Genomic DNA, 20,638 nt, shown 5'->3' on the forward strand with positions numbered 1-20,638 from the left:
AAGCGTTCAGTCGATGAGATCGACCGAATGTGCCGTTCGCTCGCCGCCCACCTGCACCCGGAAGGACGGGCGGGCGCGGGCACCCGACGTCCGCGCACCGGACCCCACCCAGCGATGACGCCAAACTGGCGTCAACATGCCCTTGACTGATGTCATGTGTGACGCCACACTGACGTCATGGACCTGTCGACCTACACCCAATCCCTGCGCCGCGACCTGACGGCGGCGGCCGCCCTCGGCGACGACAACACCCGCCGCATCGCGGAGGCCCTTGCCGACGCCGCAGAGAATTCGGCCCGCCTGATGGTGATCAGCGCACTGTCCGATCTGGCCGCGGAGGTGTCCGCCGAACTCGGCGACCGCGCCGTGCACGTCCGGCTGACCGGGAACGACGCGACCGTCGAGATCACCGGCACCGACCGCGCCACCGATCCCGAGCAGCCCGCCGCGTCGACACCGCCCGGCGGGGACGGCACGACCGGGACCCGGCCGCCGACCTCGGACTTCGACGACCTGAGCGGGGACATCTCCCGGGTGACGCTGCGCCTGGTCGAGCAGGTCAAGGCGCGCGCGGAGGAGGCAGCGGCACAGAACGGCGTGTCACTGAACTCGTGGGTCGCGCAGGCCGTGCAGGGTGCACTGAGCGATCAGATGCGGCGCAGCCGGGAGAACACGCGGTTCGGCCTGTAACTGACTCACGGGTAAGGTTCGGTCGTCGGCGGTCGTCACCACCGGTGGTGATTGACTGACGCGTCACGTTCGCGGCAATCAGAAGGGGTGGGTCCCACATGGCGGTATCCGGGTCCAAGCAGTTCGACGTCAAGGCCGATCCGGCGACGGTAATGGCGGCACTGGTCGCGGTCGAGCGGCTCGGCGAGTGGTCGTCGGCGCACAAATCGGTCGCGGTCGAGACCACCTACCCGGACGGGCGTCCGCACCGGGTGCGGATGACGGTCTCGGTCATCGGCATCACCGACGAGCAGGTCGTCGACTACTCCTACGAGGGCGACGAGAAGCTGTCCTGGACGCTCGTGGAGGGCAGCCAGCAGAAGCAGCAGGACGGCAGCTACGTCCTCACCGACAACGGCGACGGCACCACCCACGTCGACTTCGCGTTGACCGTGGACCCGAAGATCCCGGTGCCCGGCTTCCTGGTGAAGAAGGCGCAGAAGATGGCCCTCGACACCGCGTCGAAGGGCCTGACGAAGTTCGTCGAGGGCTGACGCCGGGCGGGTGAGGGTGACCGAACCGCGGCAGAGCCCCGGGCCCGACACCAGTCGGGCCCGGTGGTCGTGGCGGGACACCGCCGTCGTGGCCGGGATCGTCGCGCTTGGGTTCGGGGCCGCATCGGTGCTGCCCCGCGACCACCCGGACACCGGTCCGGCCGCCCCGACCTATGTCACCGAACCCGTCGCGTATCCGGTCGACATTCCGGGCTGCGCCGAGGTGCTGCCGCCACCGCCGCCGGTCACCGGCTCCGGCTGGACGATGTACGGCGCGTCGTACGGTTACGGCGACCCGGACTTCGCCTGGTTGACGGCGCCGAAGGCGACCGCGATGACCGACGCGCTGCGCGCCGCGCTCCCGACCGACGCCGACGTGCGATTCGACGCTCCGCGCCGGATGCTGTTGTTCCAGCCGATCTTTCGCATGAACCCCGACCAGCTTCCGGAGGACGTCGCACCCGAGGACGTGTCCGGCGTCAGCGAGTCGCGCGGCTTCCTGGTCCGGGGCGAGGGGTCGGGAACGCTACGCACCGCCGTCCGCGCCGGCAGCGGAACGCCGCCGGACTGCGTCGCGGGGGCACTGGACGAGCGGCGCACCCTCGCCGACGGCACCGTCGTCGACGTCCTCGACAGCTGGTTCGAGCGCGGCGGGGTGCGCACCCGCACCGCGGGCGCGACCGCGTACACACCGGATGGATCCCGCGTCGACGTGTCGGTGGATGACACGGACGGCGACACCCACAGCGGCGCCCTGCCCCTGACGGTGGACGAGCTGGCGAGGGTCGCGGCCGAACCCGGATTGCGCACCACCACAACAGTTCCCGTCGGCACTCCCGCGGCACGCATGGGCTGCGGCGCGGCACCGGACGGGTCCGGTGCACCGCTCGATCGCGCCGACGTGGAACGGCTGAACGGTGCGCTCGACGCGGCCTTGGTTGCGCTCGGTCCGCTGCCCGCGACCCCCGACCGGCCGCTCGGGTCCCTCGAACTGACCGGCGCCGGCCGGACGTCCGTGTGCACGGAGGTCACGCTGTCGGGTTCCGGCGGCGAGTCCCGACTGCGGGTCGTGATCGCACCGGCACCGTCGGAGTCGCGCGCGGCGGGCGAGCCGCGTCCGGACGGCACCCGGGTGCGCACGCACCGCGAGTACGGCACCACGCACGTGACGGCGACCCGCCCGTCGGGCACCGCGGTGACCGTGGACCTCGGCGGTCTCGGTGCCGTGCCGACGGTCGACCAGGTGATCGCCCTGGTCACCGCGCCGGGCCTGGACCTGCCGTAGAACCGCCGCCGGTCACAGCCGGGCCGCGAGGGTCGCCGCCAGATCGCCCCGGTCCCCCACCGCGACGTCGGAGAGCCCGAGCCACGTCGCCATCGACCGCAGTTCGATCGCGAGCGCCTCGGCGACCTCGCCGGGGTGGTGGCCGTCCTCGACGAACGCGCCCGGGACCCGCAGCGCGTCGGCCGCGCGGTCGGCCTTGAGGTCCACCCGCGCCACCAGTTCCCCGTCGCGGAGGAACGGGAACACGTAGTAGCCGTGTACCCGTTGGGCGGCGGGCGTGTAGATCTCGATCCGGTACCGGAACCCGAAGATCCGTTCGGTGCGGGGCCGGAAGAAGACGAGCGGGTCGAACGGGCTGAGCAGCGCGGTTCCGGTCGCGCGGCGCGGGGTGCGGGCATCGACGTGCCGGTACGCCGCCTCGTCCCAGCCGCGGACCGCCACCGGGATCAGGGTGCCCTCGTCGACGAGGTCGGCGATCGCGGCACGCCCCTGGGCCGCCGACAGCCGGTGGTAGTCGCGCAGGTCTGCCGCGGTCGCGACGCCGAGCGACCGGGCAGCGCGGCGGACCAGTTCCCGGATCGCGTCCGATTCGTCGACGTCGACGGCGACCACGTGGGTGGGGAGCACCCGGTCGGCCAGGTCGTAGTGCCGGGCGAACGCGACCCGGCGGTCCACCGACAGCTGTCCCGAGGCGAACAGTTGTTCGCAGATCACCTTGGTGTCGCTGCGCCCCCACCACGGCCCGCCCCGCTCGGAGGAGATGCTGAGGTGCCGTTCGACGTCGCCTGCGGTGGCGGCGCCGACCTCGGTGATGGCGTCGAGGATGTCCCTGCCGAGGGTGGGGTTTCGTTCGAGGACCCGCCGCTCCCCCTCCCATCGGCCGTCGGCGTACCGCCGCATCCGCCAGCGCAGCAGCGGCCAGTCGTCGACCGGGATCAGGGCCGCCTCGTGCGCCCAGTACTCCACCAGCGCACGGGGTTTCGCTGCGGTGTCGCGCCACGCCGCGGCGTCGAGGAGTGCACGGTCGTAACCACCGATCCGGCTGAACACCGGCATGTAGTGGGCCCGGACCGCCACCGAGACGGAGTCCAGCTGCAGCAGCCCCGTCCGGCGCACCGCGGCGAGCACGTGCCGCCGTGTCGGGGTCGCGGCGGGCCTGCGGTCGGTAAACCCCTGCGCGGCCAGCGCGGCCCGCCGCGCCGCGGACGCACTCATCGTCAGCATGCGCTCACCCTGTCACGGGCCACCGACATCACCGGGGCGGCTACGATCCGGTCGTGCGCATCGCGATCCCGATCATCGCCGCCGCCGTTGCCCTGTCCGCGGCGGGATGCGGGTCGACGGTCGAGGGCACCGCGACCCCCGACCGGTTCGTGCCGTCCTTCGACAACCCGGATCCGTCGGTGCGCATCGAGGGCATCGTGATCGTCGAACCCCCCGCCGGTCTGCATGTCCGTCCGACGCAGCGGGTCGACTACGACCTGGTACCGCCGGTCGGCGGACCGCACGACGCGGTGTGGGCGGCATGCAACGGTCTCGTGTACCCGACCGCGGTGCGCACCGAGAGCATCGTGCATTCGCTCGAGCACGGCGCGGTGTGGATCGCGTACGACCCCGACCGGGTGCGCGGCGCCGACCTGGATCGGCTCGCGGAGCGGGTGGAGGGGCGCAGCTATCTGCTGATGTCGCCGTATCCGGGCCTGCCGGTGCCGATTTCACTGCAGTCGTGGGGGCATCAGCTGCCGGTGGACAGCGTCGACGACCCGCGCATCGACCGGTTCGTCACCGCGCTGCGGCTGAACCCGGCCACCTTCCCCGAGCCGGGCGCCACCTGCTCCACCCTGCCGGGCCGCTTCGACCCCGACGACCCGCCGCCGTTCGATCCGTCACCGGTCGACCCCGACGACCCGGACACCGTCCCGTTCCGCTGACGGTCTGGCCGCGGTCAGCAGGTGCGCTCCGCGAGCCCCTTCCGCCAGTACCCCATGAATGCGACCCGCCTGCGGTCGACGCCCCAGTCCGTCACGAGGAGCCTGCGGAGCTGCTTGATCACCGCGGCCTCCCCGGCGAGCCACGCGTAGAAGTCGCCGGTCGGCTCGGGTTCGGGCGAGTCCCAGAGGATCTGGTCGTCGACGTCGATGTCGTCGAGGTGCTGACTCCCGGCCGCCCGCGCGGCGTCGACGAGCTTGCGGTGGGTGCCGTGCCAGTCGTGCAGGGCGGGCACGAGGAGCGAGCCGACGGCGGCCCCGCCGCGCGGCAGGTACCGGAGGTCAACGTCGGCGGCGCTGGCGATCGGGAGCATGTCGGCCGGCTCCGGCACCTCGACGAGCGCGGTGGCCCGGCATCCCGCGGGCAGCCGCTCGAGGATGCCCGCGATGGCGGGTGCCGCGGTCTCGTCACCGGCGAGCAGGAGTTCGGTCGCGGTGCCCGGCTTCCAGTCCATCCCGCCTGCCGAGTCCGCGCTGCGGGCGTCGGGGCCGACGATGATGAGGTCGTCGCCGGGGCTGGCGCGGTGCAGCCAGGTGGAGCCGGGGCCGACCGGACGGCCCGCCTCGGTGTGTGCGACGAAGTCGATGTCGACGCGGCGGCGCGCCGGGTCGACGGCGCGAACGGTGTAGGTGCGGAACGGGCTGCGGTGCTCGTCGGGCAGGTCCCGCCAGCGGGCGTACCAGTCGCCCCGGAGCAACGCCTCCTCGTCGTCGACACCCAGGTCCGCGTAGCAGCGGTCGGCGGTCGGGAACACCACCTTCACCCGCTGATCGCGTGCGTGGTCGGCGAAGTGAACGAAGTCGGGACCGGTGAATCCGACCCGGACGAAGTGCGGGCTCAGCCGCCGCACCTCGGTGACCGTGGCGCGGTAGGGGCGGTAGCCGGGTCGCACGGGGTCCGGAGTCGGGTCGGGCATCGGGGCTCCTCGGCGCGGGTGGCGGCACACCGGCGGTGTCGACCGATGCGGGCAATGAACTTAGGCAAGGCTACACACGGCCGTGGGTGCGCCAGACAGTCAGGCGACGAGCGTCACCGCGATACCCACAATCGCGCCTCCACATCGGCAGGTACCCCCGCCCTCGTCGAGGTGTTGCATCCGTGTCCGATGTCCCTGTCGTTGCGGTGACCTAGGTTGGGCAGATGTCGATGACCTGGCCGCGGGTGCGCGGATTGAACTTCAGCACGATGGGTCGACCCGTCGGAGCCGAAATGTATTCGGACGGAAGCTATACCGGACGCGTGTGGTTCGCACCACCGACATCGTGGCGCGTCGAGAACGCCGCCGGCGAGGTGACGTACATCGAGAACGACACCGACGAATACCGCAGGTCCGATGACGGCATGATGGTGCACTCGGTCAAGTCCCCGAATCGGTGGGTCATGACCATCGGAGATGCTCCGCAGACCCTCCTCACCTCGTACCTGATGTGGCCGCTGGAGGAGCGGGGCACCGAGCCGCACCTGACTGCACCGAGCACCCCGGAACCGGTCGAGTGTCGTGGTCGTTCGGGCTGGCGGGTTCGGTTCATCAATGCCGCATCCGGCGGCGAGGTCGCGTACGTGATCGACGCCGAACTCGGCCTTGTCTTGTCGAGGACAGTGGGAAGTCAGGTGATGGAACTGGCCAACCCCACGCTCGATGAGGACGTCGACCCGGCTCTGTTCGAGTGGACCGGCCCTGCCCGCGAGAAGCAGGACGGCTTCGTCACCCCGGCCCAACGCGAATACGAAGAGAAGATGGCGGCACTGAAGCAGCTGCCCAGGCCACGCGTCACCTGGGTGCCGCGAACCATCACCGCCGAACCGCTCGATGGCGATCCCCGAACGGGTGCCCTCGAACTCCAGGTCACCGCCGAACACGGCTTCTTCACGCTGCGCCAGTGGATCACCGACGTCGGCGAACCCGACCCCGGATGGTCCACCCAGCACGTCCCGGTGAGGCATGCGCTGTCGGTCGGGCCCTGGACCTACGAGATCCGCAGCCACACCCCGATCGACCCGGACGACTGCACGCGGATCATCGAATCCATCGAGCCCGCCGCCCTGCCGGCCGCCACACCTGAACAGATCCGTGACGCCCTCAACCGCGATGCCGCGGCGAAGACCGAGACCGAGGCATCCGAATCGCTGGGTACGGGTCGTCGACTCGACGACTATCTCGGGGACCGCCACGGGGTGTCGCTACTGATCCGGACCGACTTCACCGACGACGACGCCTGGCGGAGCGTGGCCGCGTCGGCGATGGCACCCGGCGTCGGCGACGAATCCGACTTCGTTGCCGTGCTGACGTGCATCGACAACCGGGAGTACGACGGCATGACGATCAACCAACTACTCGACGACATCGGAGATCAGCCGGTGTACTACGCGTTCCTTGCCGACACCACTACCATCACCGATCCCGAGCACCCGATCCTCGCTGTCGATACCAGCCCCACCGAAAGCGACCGGTCGCGGGGCGGAACGGTTCGGGTGATTCCGTCCCAGATGTGGTCCATCGAGAACAATCTCTCCCTCGCCAACATGGACTTCGAGGACTTCACCTCCGCGGCCGGACCCGACGGAATCTACCGCGGATTCGCCTAAGAGCCGGGCTAGTTCATGAGCTGCGCGGCGACCGTTGCCCCCAACTCCCAGCACGCCTCCACCTCGGCCTTGCTCGGCTTGCCGGACACGATGACATTTCCCGCCGCCCGCACCCAGCCGAGCCCGGCGGTGATGGAGTCGACGGCTCGCTCCGCGCCCTCGGTGCCCTCGTTCCCGTGGAGGTAGAGGCCGAACGGCCGACCCCGAGTGGAGTCGAGGATCGGGTAGTAGCAAACATCGAAGGCGTGCTTGAGAGCACCACTGATGTACCCGAGGTTCGCCGGGGACCCGAGCAGGTACCCGTCCGCCTCCAGCATGTCCAACGGCGTCACCGCGAGCGCTGCCCGCCGGACCACCTCGACACCCTCGATCTCGGGGTCGGTTGCGCCGGCGACGACGGCCTCGAACATCTCCTGGCAATGCGGGGAGGGCGTGTGGTGCACCACCAGCAGGGTGGACACCCGGGACGACGCGGTATCTGCGGTCACGGGTGCAGGTTACGGCGTCCCACGCTCGGCCGCCTCGAGTGCGACCGCGCGCCGCATCGTCTCCCTGGCCCGCGACCGATCACCCGCATAGTCGTATGCGCGGGCGAGGCGGTAGGTGGCGAGCCAGCTGTCGGGCTCGGCCTCCCACTCGCGCTGCACCTGCGCGAACAGGGCGTCGGCGGCGTCGCGCTGGACGCGGCCGGACGGCATCGTCGGCAGGTCCGACACGTCGAGGTCGCGACCCTCCTCCCTGGCCCGGGACACCAGGTGCTGATGCTGGAATCCGGATCGGATGGTGGAGTACACCATCCAGATGCCGAGGAACGGCAGCACCAGGACCGCGATGCCGAGCACGACGGGGACGGCGCCGCCGTCCTGAATCAACGCGATCCCGCGCTGCCCGAGCAGGACGAAGTAGAACGCGAGCGCGACGACGATGCCCGCGATCGTCGCGACGACCTTCGTCGAGGACCCCTTCACAGGTCCAGCAGCGGGTCGATGCCGACGGTGAGACCGGGCCGCCCGGCGATCTCCCGAACACCGAGCAGGACGCCGGGCGCGAACGAGTTGCGGTCGATCGAGTCGTGCCGAATGGTCAGGGTCTCGCCCTGCGTGCCGAGCAGCACCTCCTGATGCGCGACGAGTCCGGCGAGCCGCACCGAGTGCACCCGCACCCCGTCGACGTCGGCGCCGCGGGCGCCCTCGAGTTCGGTGCTGGTCGCGTCGGGGCTCGGTCCCCGACCGGCGGCGGCGCGGGCCTCCGCGATCAGCGCCGCGGTCCGGTAGGCGGTGCCGGACGGGGCGTCGGCCTTGTTCGGGTGGTGCAGTTCGATCACCTCGACGGAGTCGAAGAACCGCGCCGCCTGCTGCGCGAACCGCATCGACAGCACGGCGCCGATCGCGAAGTTCGGGGCGATCAGCACGCCGACCTCGGGCCGCTCGGCGAGCCACTGCTGGACCTGTGCGAGCCGGTCGTCGTCGAATCCGGTGGTGCCGACGACGGCGTGGATGCCGTTGGCGACGAGGAACTCGAGGTTCCCCATCACCACATCGGGGTGGGTGAAGTCGACGACGACCTGGGTGCGGGTGTCGACGAAGGTCTCGATCGGGTCGCCCGCGTCGACCTGCGCGACGAGGTCGAGGTCCGCGGCCGCCTCGACGGCCTCGCAGATCGCCTTCCCCACCTTGCCCCTGGCACCGAGCACTCCGACGCGAATCACGGTCACCTGATCTCCACTTCATCCGATCGTTGTCTGCGGCGTCCACGCCGCCGGGTCGCCCGGTCATGAGCCTACGCACCCCCGAACGGCGCCCGGCGGACACGCCCGCTCGACCCCGGGCCGGCGGCGTCGGGCGCGGCCGGGACCCGCCGACCCGGCATCTCGTAACAGGATCGACATACTCGCAGGTGAGGACGTCGCGGGCGGCGCCGTCACCGCCCCCGAGTGCGTCGCCGAACTGGCGATTTCGTCATTCGTCATGCTAAGCAAGAGAGGAGATCCACGAGAATAGGGGACAGTCTTGACGCCAAGGATTGCGATTTTGGGAGCCGGACCGAGTGGGCTCGCACAACTGCGAGCATTCGAATCCGCGTTCAAATCGGATCCCGGCTCGACACCCGAGTTGGTTTGTTTCGAAAAGCAGAGCGATCTGGGCGGCATGTGGAATTACACGTGGCGCACCGGGCTCGACGAACACGGTGAACCGGTACACGGGAGCATGTACCGATTCCTCTGGTCGAATGGCCCGAAGGAATGCCTCGAGTTCGCCGACTACTCGTTCGAGGAACACTTCGGCAGGCCCATCCCGTCGTACCCGCCGCGCGCCGTGCTGCGCGACTACATCATGGGCCGGGTCGAGCAGAGCGACGCCCGCAAGTACATCCGGTTCGACACCGCCGTCCGGCGGGTGGAGTGGGTCGAACCGACCGACGGCAGCGACACCGGCCGGTTCGCGGTAACCGTCGCCGACCACAACTCCGGCACGCTGGACACCGAGATGTTCGACCACGTCGTCGTCGCGACCGGGCATTTCTCGACCCCGAACGTTCCCCATTTCGAGGGGTTGGAGAACTTTCCGGGCCGGGTCATGCACGCTCACGACTTCCGCGACGCCCGCGAGTTCACCGGAAAGCGGCTGCTGCTGATCGGCAGCAGCTACTCGGCCGAGGACATCGGGACGCAGTGCCACAAGTACGGCGCGGCGGAGATCACGTTCAGCCACCGCACCGCCCCGATGGGCCACGACTGGCCTGCCGGCTTCTCCGAGGTCCCGATGGTGACCCGGATCGACGGCAACACCGTGTCCTTCCGCGACGGGAGCGTCCGGGAGGTCGACGCGATCGTCCTGTGCACCGGATATCAGCATCATTTCCCGTTCCTGCCGGACGAGTTGACGCTGCGGACGAATAACCGCCTCTACCCCCGCGGCATCTACAAGGGCGTCGTGTCGCAGGAGAATCCCCGGCTGTACTTCCTCGGAATGCAGGACCAGTACTTCACCTTCAACATGTTCGATGCGCAGGCCTGGTATGTGCGGGACGTCATTCTCGGCAAAATTGCACTGCCGGACCGCGAATCCCGCGAACGGGACATCGATGAATGGCGGGCCCGGGAGGAATCACTCGTCGGCGCGACCGAGGAGATCGATTTCCAGGCGGCCTACATTCGCGACCTCGTGGACCGGACCGATTACCCGGAATTCCATGTGGAAAAGCAGGGCGCGCTTTTCAAGCAGTGGAAGAAGGACAAGAAGAACGACATCATGGGGTACCGGAACTGCAGTTATGCATCGACGCTCACCGGCACCGTCGCGCCGCCGCTGCCCGACCGGTGGCTGAACATCATGGACGATTCCGCGGAGTCGTTCCTCAAGAACGATTTCACGGCCGGGCACCCGCGGGTGGCCGTCGCGGACGTGATCCCGCAGCCCGGCCGGGCCACGGTCTCCGCCTGACCGTCTCGGGACCCGCGGGTGACGCCGCGGGTTCCGAGGTCGCGACCGCTACCGAGCCCGGCCCGTCCGGGACGAGCGCCACGCGAACACCACGCCGAGTCCGAGAAGGACGCCGACCACGTCGGCGAGCCAGTCGAACACCGAACCGCTGCGCTGGATCGGCAGCACCGCCTGCAGCACCTCGGACGCCGCCGCGTACAGCACCCCGCCGAGCAGCACCCAGCCCGCCCGCCAGCCCGCGTACCTGGCCGCGACGGCCAGCGCGAGGAACATCAGCAGGTGCGTGACCTTGTCACTGTTCGGTGGCCCGCTCGGCACCGCCCCGCCGGGCGAGAACAGCATCACCACGGTGATCGCGAGGACCGCGTAGAACGGGATCGCCCGCCGCGGGATCAGCGTCTCGATCCTCACACGATGCCCCGCACCACGGCAGGCAGATCCCGGGCCCGCCGGTACGGCCCGACGACCGACGCCGCGAACGGCCGGGTCAGCAGCATCCCCGCGACCTCCCGCACCTCGTCGGTGGTGACGGCGTCGATGCGCTGCAGCGTCTCGGTGATGCTGCGATGACTGCCGTAGTTCAGCTCCTGACGGCCGATCCGATGCATGCGAGAACCCGAATCCTCCAGTCCCAGAACCATTCCCCCGCGAATTGCCCCCTTGGCGCGGGCGCACTCGGCGTCGGTGATGCCGTTCGAGGCGACCTGGGCGAGGACCTCCCGGATCAGGGTGGTGACGTCGGCCAGGTTCTCCGGCTGGCAGCCCGCGTACACCGAGAACGCGCCGGTGTCGGCGAACGTGTCGACGCTCGAGTACACCGAGTACGCCAGCCCGCGTTCCTCCCGGATCTCCTGAAACAGCCGCGACGAGAGCCCACCCCCGACCGCCGTGTTCAGCACCGACAGCGCCCACCGGTGGCCCTCGTGCCTGCCGAGTCCGCGGACACCGACGCACAGGTGCGCCTGCTCGCTGTCCCGTTCCAGCACGCTCAGTGCGGGCGCGGTGCGGGCCCGCAGCCTGCCCTCCCTGCGGGGCGCCGGTTCGGCACCGTCGACCAGGTGACCGTCGAACGCGCGGCGCACCAACTCGACGGTGTCGTCGTGGTCGACATTGCCCGCGACCGCGACCACCATCCGCTGCGGGGTGTACCGGCGGACGTGGAAGGAGTGCAGCTGGGTCCGGGTCATCGCCTCGATCGACTCGGTGGACCCGATCACCGGCCTGCCGACCGGGTGGTCGCCGAACAGCGCGGTGAGGAACTCGTCGCCGAGCAGATCCTCGGGGTCGTCGTCGCGCATCGCGATCTCCTCGAGCACCACCTGACGCTCGACGTCGACGTCGGCGCTGCGGCACCGGCCGCGCAGCACGACGTCGCTGACGATGTCGATGGCCAGCGGCAGATCCTCGTCGAGGACGTGCGCATAGAAGCAGGTGTGCTCGCGGGAGGTGAACGCGTTCAGCTCACCGCCGATTCCGTCGATGACCTGCGCGATGTCGAGGGCGCTTCGGGTCGGGGTCGCCTTGAACAGCAGGTGCTCGAGGAAGTGCGCGGCACCGGCGACCGACCCCTGCTCGTCCCGGGAACCGACGCCGACCCAGATGCCGACCGATGCCGACCGCACCCCCGGCATGTGTTCGGTCACCACCCGCAGGCCGCCCGGCAGTACCGTGCGGCGGACGGTCGATTTCGGTGTTCTGGTCCGCTTCCGCGGAGTCGGCGTGGTGGCGGTGCGTCGGCGTGCTGTGGTGGCCATGTAGTGGTTCAGCGGTCCTCGTCGAGATGTCCGGACGTCGAGTACCACACAGTACAGGCCACTCAGCGCCGATCGTCCGACGGCACCGCCGTCACCAGCCCTTCCGGTGCGGCTGCGATCCGACCAGCTCACCCTTGCCCGCCGCCTCCCGCGAGCGGTACACGACGTAGGGCCGGAACAGGTAGGCGAACGGCGCACTGAAGGCGTGCACGAGCCGGGTGAACGGCCAGATCGCGAACAGCACGAGCGCGATCGTCACGTGAACGTGGAACGACAGCGGGGCCGCCGCCATCGCCGCCCCGTCCGGCTGCAGGATCCAGATGGACCGGAACCACACCGACACCGTCTCCCGGTAGTTGTGCGCCGCGTTGCCCTCGAACGCGCCGATCATGGTGGTGGCCAGGCCGGCGACGATCGCGGCCACCAGCACCACGTACATGATCTTGTCGTTGACGGTGGTTGCGGTGAAGACCGGTCCGGTGGCCCGGCGCCGGTAGATCAGCAGCCCGATCCCGATCAGGGTGGCGATGCCCGCGATCACGCCGGGGATCGCCGCCATCCAGTGGTAGGCGTGCTCGCTGATCCCGACCGCCTCGGTCCACGACTCCGGGATCACCAGGCCGATGATGTGCCCGAGGATCACGACGAGCATGCCGAAGTGGAACACCGGGCTCGCGATCCGCAGCAGACGGCTCTCGTAGAGCTGCGAGGAGCGGGTCGTCCAGCCGAACTTGTCGTACCGGTACCGCCACCAGGTGCCGACGATCAGGACCGCGAGGGTCACGTACGGGATGACGGACCAGTAGATTTCCCCGGCGGACATGTCAGTGCGCTCCTTCGGTTCGGCGGGGTGGGACGGTCAGGGTGAACGGCTGCAACCCGACCGCCTCGGCGGGCGGGCCCGCCGCCGCCAAGCGCCGGGCCCGCGCGACGTCCTGGTCGGTGGCGGGGGGCAGCGTCGCGGCGACCGCGTCGAGGACCGGCGCGTAGGGCGACCCGAGGGTCGCGAGTCGCTGCTGCAGCAGGTCGATCGCGGGCCGATGCTCGGCGAGCAGGCGCCCACCCGTCCCGGGGTCGACGGTCGCGGCGAACTCCAGCAGGACGGCGAGATGATCGGAGGATTCGGCGGTCGGCGGCTCCACGCCCGCGTCCCGGTAGACCCGGGAGAACCGCAGCATCGCCTCACCGCGATTGCGGGTGTCGCCCTCGGTCCAGTAGGTCAGCAGCAGGGTGGTCCGGCAGTGCAGGTCGAAGGTGTCGACGTAGGCGGTTTCCGCCTCGACCTGCGGCAGCTGACGCAGCCGCAGAGCCGCCCCGCCGAGCTGTTCACGGAGCTGGCCGGGCAGGTGCCCGAGCAGACCGTCCACCGTGTCCATGCGCCCGTTCCGACCCGCGTCCGGATATGCCAGCAGCAGCGACGCACACTGCCAGGCAACACGATTGCGCTGTACCGACCGGTCCCCGTCGACGGTCGACGAGGCCCGCCGCAGCAGCTTCATCGCCCACCGCCGCGGGGGAACATGCCATCCTCGACACCCTTGCCGTCCCAATTGAGCAGGTTCACCCGGGACGGGTTGCTTGCGTTCGCACCCATCGCCTCACTGGTCTGGCGTTGCCGCAGCGCATGGAAGGTCTCCACGGCCACCGGCACCGGGCCACCGCTGGACTCCCCGAACGGTCCGGACCCCTGGTCGTAGAGGCCGGGCCCGCCCTCGAAGTCGAGGGCGCACTCGGTGACGGTCTCCTCGAGGCCGTGCGCGTCCGCAGCATAGGCCGATGGGATCACATACCGCTCTTCATATTTCGCGATCGCAAGCAGCCGGTACATCGCATAGAGCTGCTCCTCGGTCATGCCGACGGTGGCCGGAATGTGTTCCTGCGTCGGCCGGCCCAGGTTGACGTCCCGCATGTACGACCGCATCGCCGCCAGCTTCGCGAGCACGTCCGTCACCACCCCGGTGTCGCCCGCGGTGAACAACTCCGCGAGGTACTCGATCGGGATGCGCAGCGATTCCAGCGCCCCGAACAGGTTGCCCAGATCCTCGCCGTCGTGCCCGTCGCGGCTCACCGCGTCGACCACCGGGGACAGCGGCGGGATGTACCAGACCATCGGCATCGTGCGGTACTCCGGATGCAGCGGCAGCGCGACCCGGTACTCCTTGATCAGGGTGTACACCGGGGACCGCTGAGCCGCCTCGATCCAGGTGTCCGGGATGCCGGAGGTGTGCGCCGCGGCGATCACGTGCGGGTCGTTCGGGTCGAGGAAGGTGCCCAATTGCGCCTCGTAGAGGTCCTTCTCGTCCTCCACCGACGCCGCCTCGGTGACCCTGTCGACGTCGTAGAGCACCAGCCCGATGTAGCGCAGCCTGCCGACGCAGGTTTCCGCGCACACGGTTGGCAGGCCCACCTCGACCCGCGGGTAGCAGAACGTGCACTTCTCGGCCTTGCCGGTCTTGTGGTTGAAGTACACCTTCTTGTACGGGCACCCGGACACGCACATCCGCCAGCCGCGGCACTTGTCCTGGTCGACCAGGACGATGCCGTCCTCGGAGCGCTTGTAGATCGCCCCCGACGGGCAGGACGCCGCGCAGGCCGGGTTCAGGCAATGCTCGCAGATCCGCGGCAGGTAGAACATGAAGCTCTGTTCGAGCTCGAGCTTGACCTGGTCGCTGACCTTCTTGAGGATCGGGTCGTCGGCGAGAATCTCCGGCGAGCCGGCCAGGTTGTCATCCCAGTTCGCCGACCACTCCACCTTCATCTGTTTGCCGGTGATCAGGCTGCGCGGCGGCGCGACCGGCATCTGGTCGCTCAGCGGTGCGCTGGTGAGATTCTCGTAGTCGTAGGTCCACGGTTCGTAGTAGTCCGAGATCTCCGGCAGCTTCGGATTCGAGAAGATCCGGGACAGCTTCGCCAGCCGTCCGCCGTCCTTGAGTCGCAGCCGACCCTTCTTGTCCCGCACCCAGCCGCCGCGCCAGCGGTCCTGGTCCTCGTAGGTGCGCGGATACCCCTGTCCGGGACGGGTTTCGACGTTGTTGAACCACACGTACTCGGTGCCGGACCGGTTGGTCCAGGCCTGTTTGCAGGTGACCGAGCAGGTGTGGCAGCCGATGCACTTGTCGAGGTTCATCACCATCGCGAGCTGTGCCATGACCTTCATATCAGTACGTCACCTCCTGGCTCCGGCGGCGAACCACCGTCACCTCGTCGCGCTGGTTGCCCGTCGGGCCGAGATAGTTGAACGCCCAGGAGATCTGCGCGTACCCGCCGGCCAGGTGGGTCGGCTTGACCAGCAGCCGGGTCAGCGAGTTGTGGATGCCGCCACGGTTGCCGGTGGTCTCGGAGCGCGGCACGTCGATGGTGCGCTCCTGCGCGTGGTAGACGTACACGACGCCCTCCGGCATGCGATGCGAGACGATCGCCCGACACACCACCACGCCGTTGCGGTTGACGGCCTCGACCCAGTCGTTGTCCTTGACCGCGATCTTCGCCGCGTCCGCCGGGGACATCCACATCGTCGGCCCACCCCGGGACAGCGACAGCATGAACAGGTTGTCCTGGTACTCGGAGTGGATCGACCACTTGCTGTGCGGGGTCAGGTAGCGGACGGTCAGCCCGACCCCGTCCCGCATCTCCCCCACGTTCGGCTCGTCGAACAGCCGCGCCATGTCCAGCGGCGGCCGGTAGATCGGCAGCTGCTCGCCGACCTCCTCCATCCAGTCGTGGTCGAGGTAGAAGTGCATCCGGCCGGTCAGCGTGTGGAACGGTTTGAGTTCCTCGATGTTGACGGTGAACGGCGCGTACCGGCGGCCACCGGTCTCGCTGCCCGACCACTCCGGGCTGGTAATCACCGGCACCGGCCGGGCCTGGGTGTCGGCGAACGTGATTCGGCGTTCCTCGCTGCCCTCCGCGAGGTGCACCATCTGCCGTCCGGTGCGCTGCTCGAGTTGCCGGAACCCCTGCACCGCGAGCCTGCCGTTCGAGGTCCCGGACAGCCGCAGCACCGCCTCGCACATCTTCTCCGCGGTGTCGAGCGCCGGACGACCCGCCGCCGCACCGGAACTCATCACCCCGTGCTTGTCGGCGAGCTCGGCGACCTCGGCGTCGGGCAGGTAGGTGACGCCCTTGGTGACCAGGCCCGCCTTCTCGACCAGCGGCCCGAGCGCGGACCACTTCTCGGCGATCGCCGGGTAGTCCCGCTCGACGACGGCCAGCGGGCCCATCGTCCGGCCCGGGACCGGTACCTCCCCGGTGACCCGCCAGTCCGATTCAGTGCCACCGGGATACGCCATCGCGCCCGGCGTGTCGTGCTGCAGGGTGCCGAGCACCACGTCGGTGCGGGTGCCGAGGTGGCCGCGAGCGAGGGCGGAGAACGCCCGCGCGATCGCACCGAACGCCTCGAAGTCCGACTTCGTCTCCCACGGCGGGTCGATCGCCGCGGTGAAGGCGTGGATGTACGGGTGCATGTCGGTGCTCGACAGGTCCGGCTTCTCGTACCAGGTGGCCGCGGGCAGCACCACGTCCGAGAGCAGCGTCGTCGACGTCATCCGGAAGTCGATGGACATCACCATGTCCAGCTTGCCCTCGGGACCGCCATAGCCGGTCGCTCCGCTGGCTCCGCTCCCCTCCTCGCCGTCGCGCCAGGCGACGTCGTTCGGACGCAACTCGGGTCGGGTCGGCTCGGCCTGCAGGTTCGAGGTGGTTCCGAGCAGGTGCTTGAGGAAGTATTCGTTGCCCTTGCTGGACGAGCCGAGCAGGTTTGCGCGCCAGACGCTCAGCACCCGCGGCCAGTTCCGCGGATTGTCGGGATCGGTGACGGCGAGCCGCAGGTCGCCCGACGCCAACTGTTCGGTGACGTGCGCGGCGACCTCCTTGCCCGCGGCAGCGGCCTCGTCGGCCAGGTCCAGGCTGGACCGGTCGAACTGCGGGTAGAACGGCGTCCAGCCCATCGCGACGGCCGAGGCCATCACGTCCATTGTGTGCTTGCCCGCGAACCGGCCGCGCCCGGTGGGACTGGACAGGGCGTCGGCGCGGTAGCCGTCGTAGCGCCACTGGTCGGTGTGCGCGTACCAGTACGAGGTGCCCGCCATCTGGCGCGGCGGCCGACTCCAGTCGGTGCCCATCGCCACCGTCGCCCAACCGGTGACCGGACGACACTTCTCCTGCCCGACGTAGTGCGCCCAGCCGCCACCGTTGCGGCCCATCGAGCCGGTGAGCAGCAGCAGCGACAGGATCGCCCGGTAGGTCGCATCACCGTGGAACCACTGGCAGATGCCCGCCCCCATGATGATCATCGAGCGGCCACCGGAATCGATCGCGTTGGTCGCGAACTCCCGCGCGATCCGGACCACCTGCTCCGCGGACACCCCGGTGATCGGTTCCTGCCAGGCCGGGGTGTTCGGCGAGGACGCGTCGTCGTAGCCGCTCGCCCACTGCCCGGGCAGTCCGGGCCGCGCGACGCCGTACTGGGCGAGCATCAGGTCGAACACCGTGCACACCCGGTGCCCGGCGACGGTCCGGACCGGAACCCCGCGCGCGATCTCCTCACCGTGCCCGTCGAGGGTGTCGAAACGCGGGAAGGCAACGGCCGCAACCTCGCCGAGGGAGCCGTCGGTCGGGGCGACGGTCAGGGCCGGCGCCAGATCCCCGAGGTCGAGGTTCCACTTGCCGACCCCCTCCTCCCCGAATCGGTGGCCGAGGGAGCCGTTCGGCACCGCGGGCCGGTCGGTGCCGCCGTCGATCAGCACCGGCTTGAACGCCGCGTTCTCCACGCTCTCCCCGAGATCGGCGGCGGTGAGGTTCTTGCCGGGCACCCACCGTCCGTCCCGTTCCTCCAGCTTCACCAGGAACGGCAGGTCCGTGTAGCGGCGGACGTAGTCGACGAAGAACGGTTCGCGCCGCTGCACGAAGTACTCGGACAGGATCACGTGGCCCATCGCCATCGCCATCGCGCCGTCGGTGCCCGCCGCGCAGGGCATCCACTCGTCCGCGAACTTGGTGTTGTCGGCGTAGTCGGGGCTGACCGTGACGACCTTGGTGCCGCGGTAGCGCACCTCCGCCATCCAGTGTGCGTCCGGGGTGCGGGTGACCGGCACGTTCGAGCCCCACATCAGCAGGTAGCTCGCGTCCCACCAGTCCCCCGACTCGGGGACGTCGGTCTGGTCGCCGAACACCTGAGGGGAGGCGACCGGCAGGTCCGCGTACCAGTCGTAGAAGGAGGTCATCACGCCGCCGAGCAGCTCGATGAAGCGGGATCCGGCGGCGAAGGAGATCATCGACATCGCCGGGATCGGTGAGAAGCCCGCGACCCGGTCGGGGCCGTACTCCTTGATCGTGTGCACGTGGGCCGCGGCGATCATTTCGGTCGCCTCGTCCCAGTTCACCCGGACCAGGCCGCCCTTGCCGCGCGCCCGCTGGTAGCGTCTGCGCCGCTCGGGATCGTTCTGGATGTCCGCCCAGGCCAACACCGGATCCTTCAGCCGGGCCTTCGCCTCCCGGTACATTTCGACCAGGACCCCGCGGGCGTACGGGTAGCGCACCCGGGTCGGCGAGTAGGTGTACCAGGAGAACGCAGCGCCGCGGGGGCAGCCGCGCGGCTCGTACTCCGGCCGGTCCGGCCCGACCGACGGATAGTCCGTCTCCTGGGTCTCCCAGGTGATGATGCCGTCCTTGACGTAGATCTTCCACGAGCACGACCCGGTGCAGTTCACCCCGTGCGTGGACCGGACCACCTTGTCGTGACTCCACCGGTCCCGGTAGAAGATGTCACCGTCCCGGCCGCCCTCCCTGCTGATGGTCCGCCGGTCCGCCGACTCGGTGCCCGGGGTGAAGAACCGCCCGCTGCGCACCAGCGCGTCCTCCACCATGCCACCGGTGGCCGCTCCCTTGGCTGTCACGTGAGCCTCCTCCGCGCTGTCGCGCCCAGTTCCGTTCCGACCTCGTCAACTCGTGGGTTCACTCGACTTCTCCGGCTCGCGCGCATGCAGCTTGACGGCGGTGTACAGCAACGCAACCAGTGCGGTCGCCACCAGCAACGCCAGGCCGACGGTGTAGTCGTTGTCCGTCTCGTCGTACGTCGCGCCCATCACCAGAGGCGGGAAGTATCCGCCCAATCCGCCTGCCGCGGCAACGATTCCGGTGACGGAACCGACGCTCGATGCGGGCGATCGGCGGGCCACCCAGGCGAACACCCCGCCGGTGCCGATGCCGAGGAAGATCGCAAGCAGAATGAAGTCGGTCGCCGACCAGACGTCCGGCGGCGGCTTCATGATCGCGATCCCGGACATCACCGCCGTCCCGGCCAGCGAGGCCAACACGACCCACTTCGGGGCGATCCGGTCGGACAGGGCACCACCGATCGGGCGGGCGATGACGGCAGCGAGCGCGAACGCCGCGGTGCGGGTGCCCGCGTCGACGGCGGAGAAGTCGTAGATCGTCTTGATGTACGTCGGCAGGTAGTTGCTGAACGCGACGAAGCCACCGAACACGATCGCGTACAGGAATGACATCTCCCAGGTCACACGGAGTTTCGACGCGGCGACCAGCTTGGGGACGACGGGTTCGGTGTTCGGCGCGAACGCGGGTGAGTCCTTCATCGCGACCACGCACAGGCCCGCGGTCGCGGCGAGCGCGACCGCGATGATGATGTGCGTCGGGATGAGGCCGAACCACCGGACGAATCGCGGCGTGAAGAAGGCCGACAGCGCGGTACCCACCATGCCCGCACCGAAGATTCCGGTGGCGAAGCCGTGCCGACTTGCGTCGTACCACGACTTGGCGAACGGGATCCCGATCGCGAACACCGTGCCGGCGACGCCGAGCAGGAAGCCCGACACCAGCAGGCCGGTGTATGAATCGAGGTTGGCCGAAAAGCCCACCGCGAGAACGGGAATGATCGACGCCAACGCGACAAAGACGAACAGTGCGCGGCCGCCGTACCGATCCGTCAACGGCCCGGTGACGATCCGGCCGAGCGACCCGACGAGGATCGGGGTGGCAACCAGCATCGACGCCTGCGAACTGGACAGGTCCAGCCGGTCGGCATAGGTGGTCGACATCGGGCCGATCATGTTCCAGGCCCAGAAGCAGATGGTCGAGGTCCAGGTCGCGAGAATCAGGTTCCGCGACTGGGCCGCCTTGTCGAATACAACCTTCGTTGCGTTCACGGCTATCAGCAAACCACCGCCGCGGGCCGATTGCAGTGCGGACACGGCACCGCGGCCAAATTTTCATCTCACATACAAAAAAGGGAGTGCCCCCGGCCACACGGTGGCCGGGGGGACCCCCCCGAGACCCAACCCCCCATGTCCGGCGTCCGCGCCCCTCTCTGCCACCCCGTCTCCACCCTCCCCCCCTCCCCAA

General features: G+C 69.5%; 18 protein-coding genes. 6 read left to right on the forward strand and 12 right to left on the reverse strand.

The window, feature by feature from the left end; translation table 11 throughout:
• Positions 1–177: 177 nt before the first annotated feature.
• The 3 genes from ACFWQG_RS17095 to ACFWQG_RS17105 all read left to right on the forward strand — a co-directional run bounded on the left by ACFWQG_RS17095 (position 178) and on the right by ACFWQG_RS17105 (position 2,508).
• Positions 178–690 (forward strand): toxin-antitoxin system HicB family antitoxin, encoded by a 513-nt coding sequence (locus tag ACFWQG_RS17095; RefSeq protein ID WP_378508820.1) that lies wholly within the window; start codon positions 178–180, stop codon positions 688–690.
• A gap of 98 nt (positions 691–788) precedes the next feature.
• Positions 789–1,223, forward strand: a complete 435-nt coding sequence (locus ACFWQG_RS17100; RefSeq protein ID WP_378508821.1) for an SRPBCC family protein — start codon at positions 789–791, stop codon at positions 1,221–1,223.
• A gap of 10 nt (positions 1,224–1,233) precedes the next feature.
• Positions 1,234–2,508, forward strand: coding sequence for a hypothetical protein (locus ACFWQG_RS17105; protein ID WP_378508822.1), 1,275 nt, complete (start codon positions 1,234–1,236; stop codon positions 2,506–2,508).
• A gap of 12 nt (positions 2,509–2,520) precedes the next feature.
• On the opposite strand, the gene ACFWQG_RS17110 is transcribed toward ACFWQG_RS17105, so the two are convergent.
• Positions 2,521–3,732: a winged helix-turn-helix domain-containing protein gene (locus ACFWQG_RS17110; RefSeq protein ID WP_378508823.1), complete on the reverse strand. Its 1,212-nt coding sequence runs from the start codon at positions 3,730–3,732 to the stop codon at positions 2,521–2,523.
• A 53-nt stretch (positions 3,733–3,785) separates the two neighbouring features.
• Here ACFWQG_RS17110 and ACFWQG_RS17115 point away from each other — a divergent pair, with 53 nt between their 5' ends.
• Positions 3,786–4,439, forward strand: a complete 654-nt coding sequence (locus ACFWQG_RS17115) for a DUF3105 domain-containing protein (protein WP_378508824.1) — start codon at positions 3,786–3,788, stop codon at positions 4,437–4,439.
• Between the two features lie 14 nt (positions 4,440–4,453).
• On the opposite strand, the gene ACFWQG_RS17120 is transcribed toward ACFWQG_RS17115, so the two are convergent.
• On the reverse strand, positions 4,454–5,413 hold the full coding sequence (locus tag ACFWQG_RS17120) for a siderophore-interacting protein (protein ID WP_378508825.1): 960 nt from the start codon (positions 5,411–5,413) through the stop codon (positions 4,454–4,456).
• A gap of 224 nt (positions 5,414–5,637) precedes the next feature.
• Between ACFWQG_RS17120 and ACFWQG_RS17125 the strand changes: the two genes are divergently transcribed.
• Positions 5,638–7,083 (forward strand): DUF6924 domain-containing protein, encoded by a 1,446-nt coding sequence (locus ACFWQG_RS17125; RefSeq protein ID WP_378508826.1) that lies wholly within the window; start codon positions 5,638–5,640, stop codon positions 7,081–7,083.
• 8 nt (positions 7,084–7,091) lie between these two features.
• Here ACFWQG_RS17125 and ACFWQG_RS17130 read toward each other — a convergent pair whose 3' ends face one another.
• The 3 genes from ACFWQG_RS17130 to dapB are packed head-to-tail and all read right to left on the reverse strand — an operon-like array spanning position 7,092 to position 8,791.
• A complete protein-coding gene (locus ACFWQG_RS17130) occupies positions 7,092–7,544 on the reverse strand; it encodes a flavodoxin family protein (RefSeq protein WP_378508862.1) in 453 nt (150 codons plus the stop codon).
• 36 nt (positions 7,545–7,580) lie between these two features.
• Positions 7,581–8,051, reverse strand: coding sequence for a hypothetical protein (locus tag ACFWQG_RS17135; RefSeq protein WP_378508827.1), 471 nt, complete (start codon positions 8,049–8,051; stop codon positions 7,581–7,583).
• Positions 8,048–8,791, reverse strand: coding sequence for a 4-hydroxy-tetrahydrodipicolinate reductase (dapB, locus tag ACFWQG_RS17140; protein ID WP_378508863.1), 744 nt, complete (start codon positions 8,789–8,791; stop codon positions 8,048–8,050). Before dapB ends, ACFWQG_RS17135 begins: the two co-directional genes overlap by 4 nt.
• 301 nt (positions 8,792–9,092) lie before the next feature.
• Between dapB and ACFWQG_RS17145 the strand changes: the two genes are divergently transcribed.
• Entirely contained in the window at positions 9,093–10,526 is a 1,434-nt protein-coding gene (locus tag ACFWQG_RS17145) for a flavin-containing monooxygenase (RefSeq protein WP_378508828.1), read from the forward strand.
• A gap of 48 nt (positions 10,527–10,574) precedes the next feature.
• Here ACFWQG_RS17145 and ACFWQG_RS17150 read toward each other — a convergent pair whose 3' ends face one another.
• From ACFWQG_RS17150 to ACFWQG_RS17180, 7 genes are all read right to left on the reverse strand, one after another.
• A complete protein-coding gene (locus tag ACFWQG_RS17150) occupies positions 10,575–10,937 on the reverse strand; it encodes a VanZ family protein (protein ID WP_378508829.1) in 363 nt (120 codons plus the stop codon).
• Positions 10,934–12,280: a M16 family metallopeptidase gene (locus tag ACFWQG_RS17155; RefSeq protein ID WP_378508830.1), complete on the reverse strand. Its 1,347-nt coding sequence runs from the start codon at positions 12,278–12,280 to the stop codon at positions 10,934–10,936. Before ACFWQG_RS17155 ends, ACFWQG_RS17150 begins: the two co-directional genes overlap by 4 nt.
• A gap of 91 nt (positions 12,281–12,371) precedes the next feature.
• Positions 12,372–13,103 (reverse strand): respiratory nitrate reductase subunit gamma, encoded by a 732-nt coding sequence (gene narI, locus ACFWQG_RS17160; RefSeq protein ID WP_378508831.1) that lies wholly within the window; start codon positions 13,101–13,103, stop codon positions 12,372–12,374.
• 1 nt (position 13,104) lies between these two features.
• Positions 13,105–13,779, reverse strand: coding sequence for a nitrate reductase molybdenum cofactor assembly chaperone (gene narJ, locus ACFWQG_RS17165; RefSeq protein WP_378508832.1), 675 nt, complete (start codon positions 13,777–13,779; stop codon positions 13,105–13,107).
• Positions 13,776–15,437, reverse strand: a complete 1,662-nt coding sequence (gene narH, locus ACFWQG_RS17170; RefSeq protein ID WP_378508833.1) for a nitrate reductase subunit beta — start codon at positions 15,435–15,437, stop codon at positions 13,776–13,778. The genes narJ and narH overlap by 4 nt, the downstream gene beginning before the upstream one ends.
• Before the next feature lies 1 nt (position 15,438).
• Positions 15,439–19,143 (reverse strand): nitrate reductase subunit alpha, encoded by a 3,705-nt coding sequence (locus ACFWQG_RS17175; RefSeq protein WP_378508864.1) that lies wholly within the window; start codon positions 19,141–19,143, stop codon positions 15,439–15,441.
• A 75-nt stretch (positions 19,144–19,218) separates the two neighbouring features.
• Positions 19,219–20,442 (reverse strand): nitrate/nitrite transporter, encoded by a 1,224-nt coding sequence (locus ACFWQG_RS17180; protein WP_378508834.1) that lies wholly within the window; start codon positions 20,440–20,442, stop codon positions 19,219–19,221.
• Positions 20,443–20,638 lie beyond the last annotated feature (196 nt).

This window comes from Rhodococcus sp. NPDC058532 (genome assembly GCF_042719255.1).
GTDB lineage: Bacteria > Actinomycetota > Actinomycetes > Mycobacteriales > Mycobacteriaceae > Rhodococcus_G.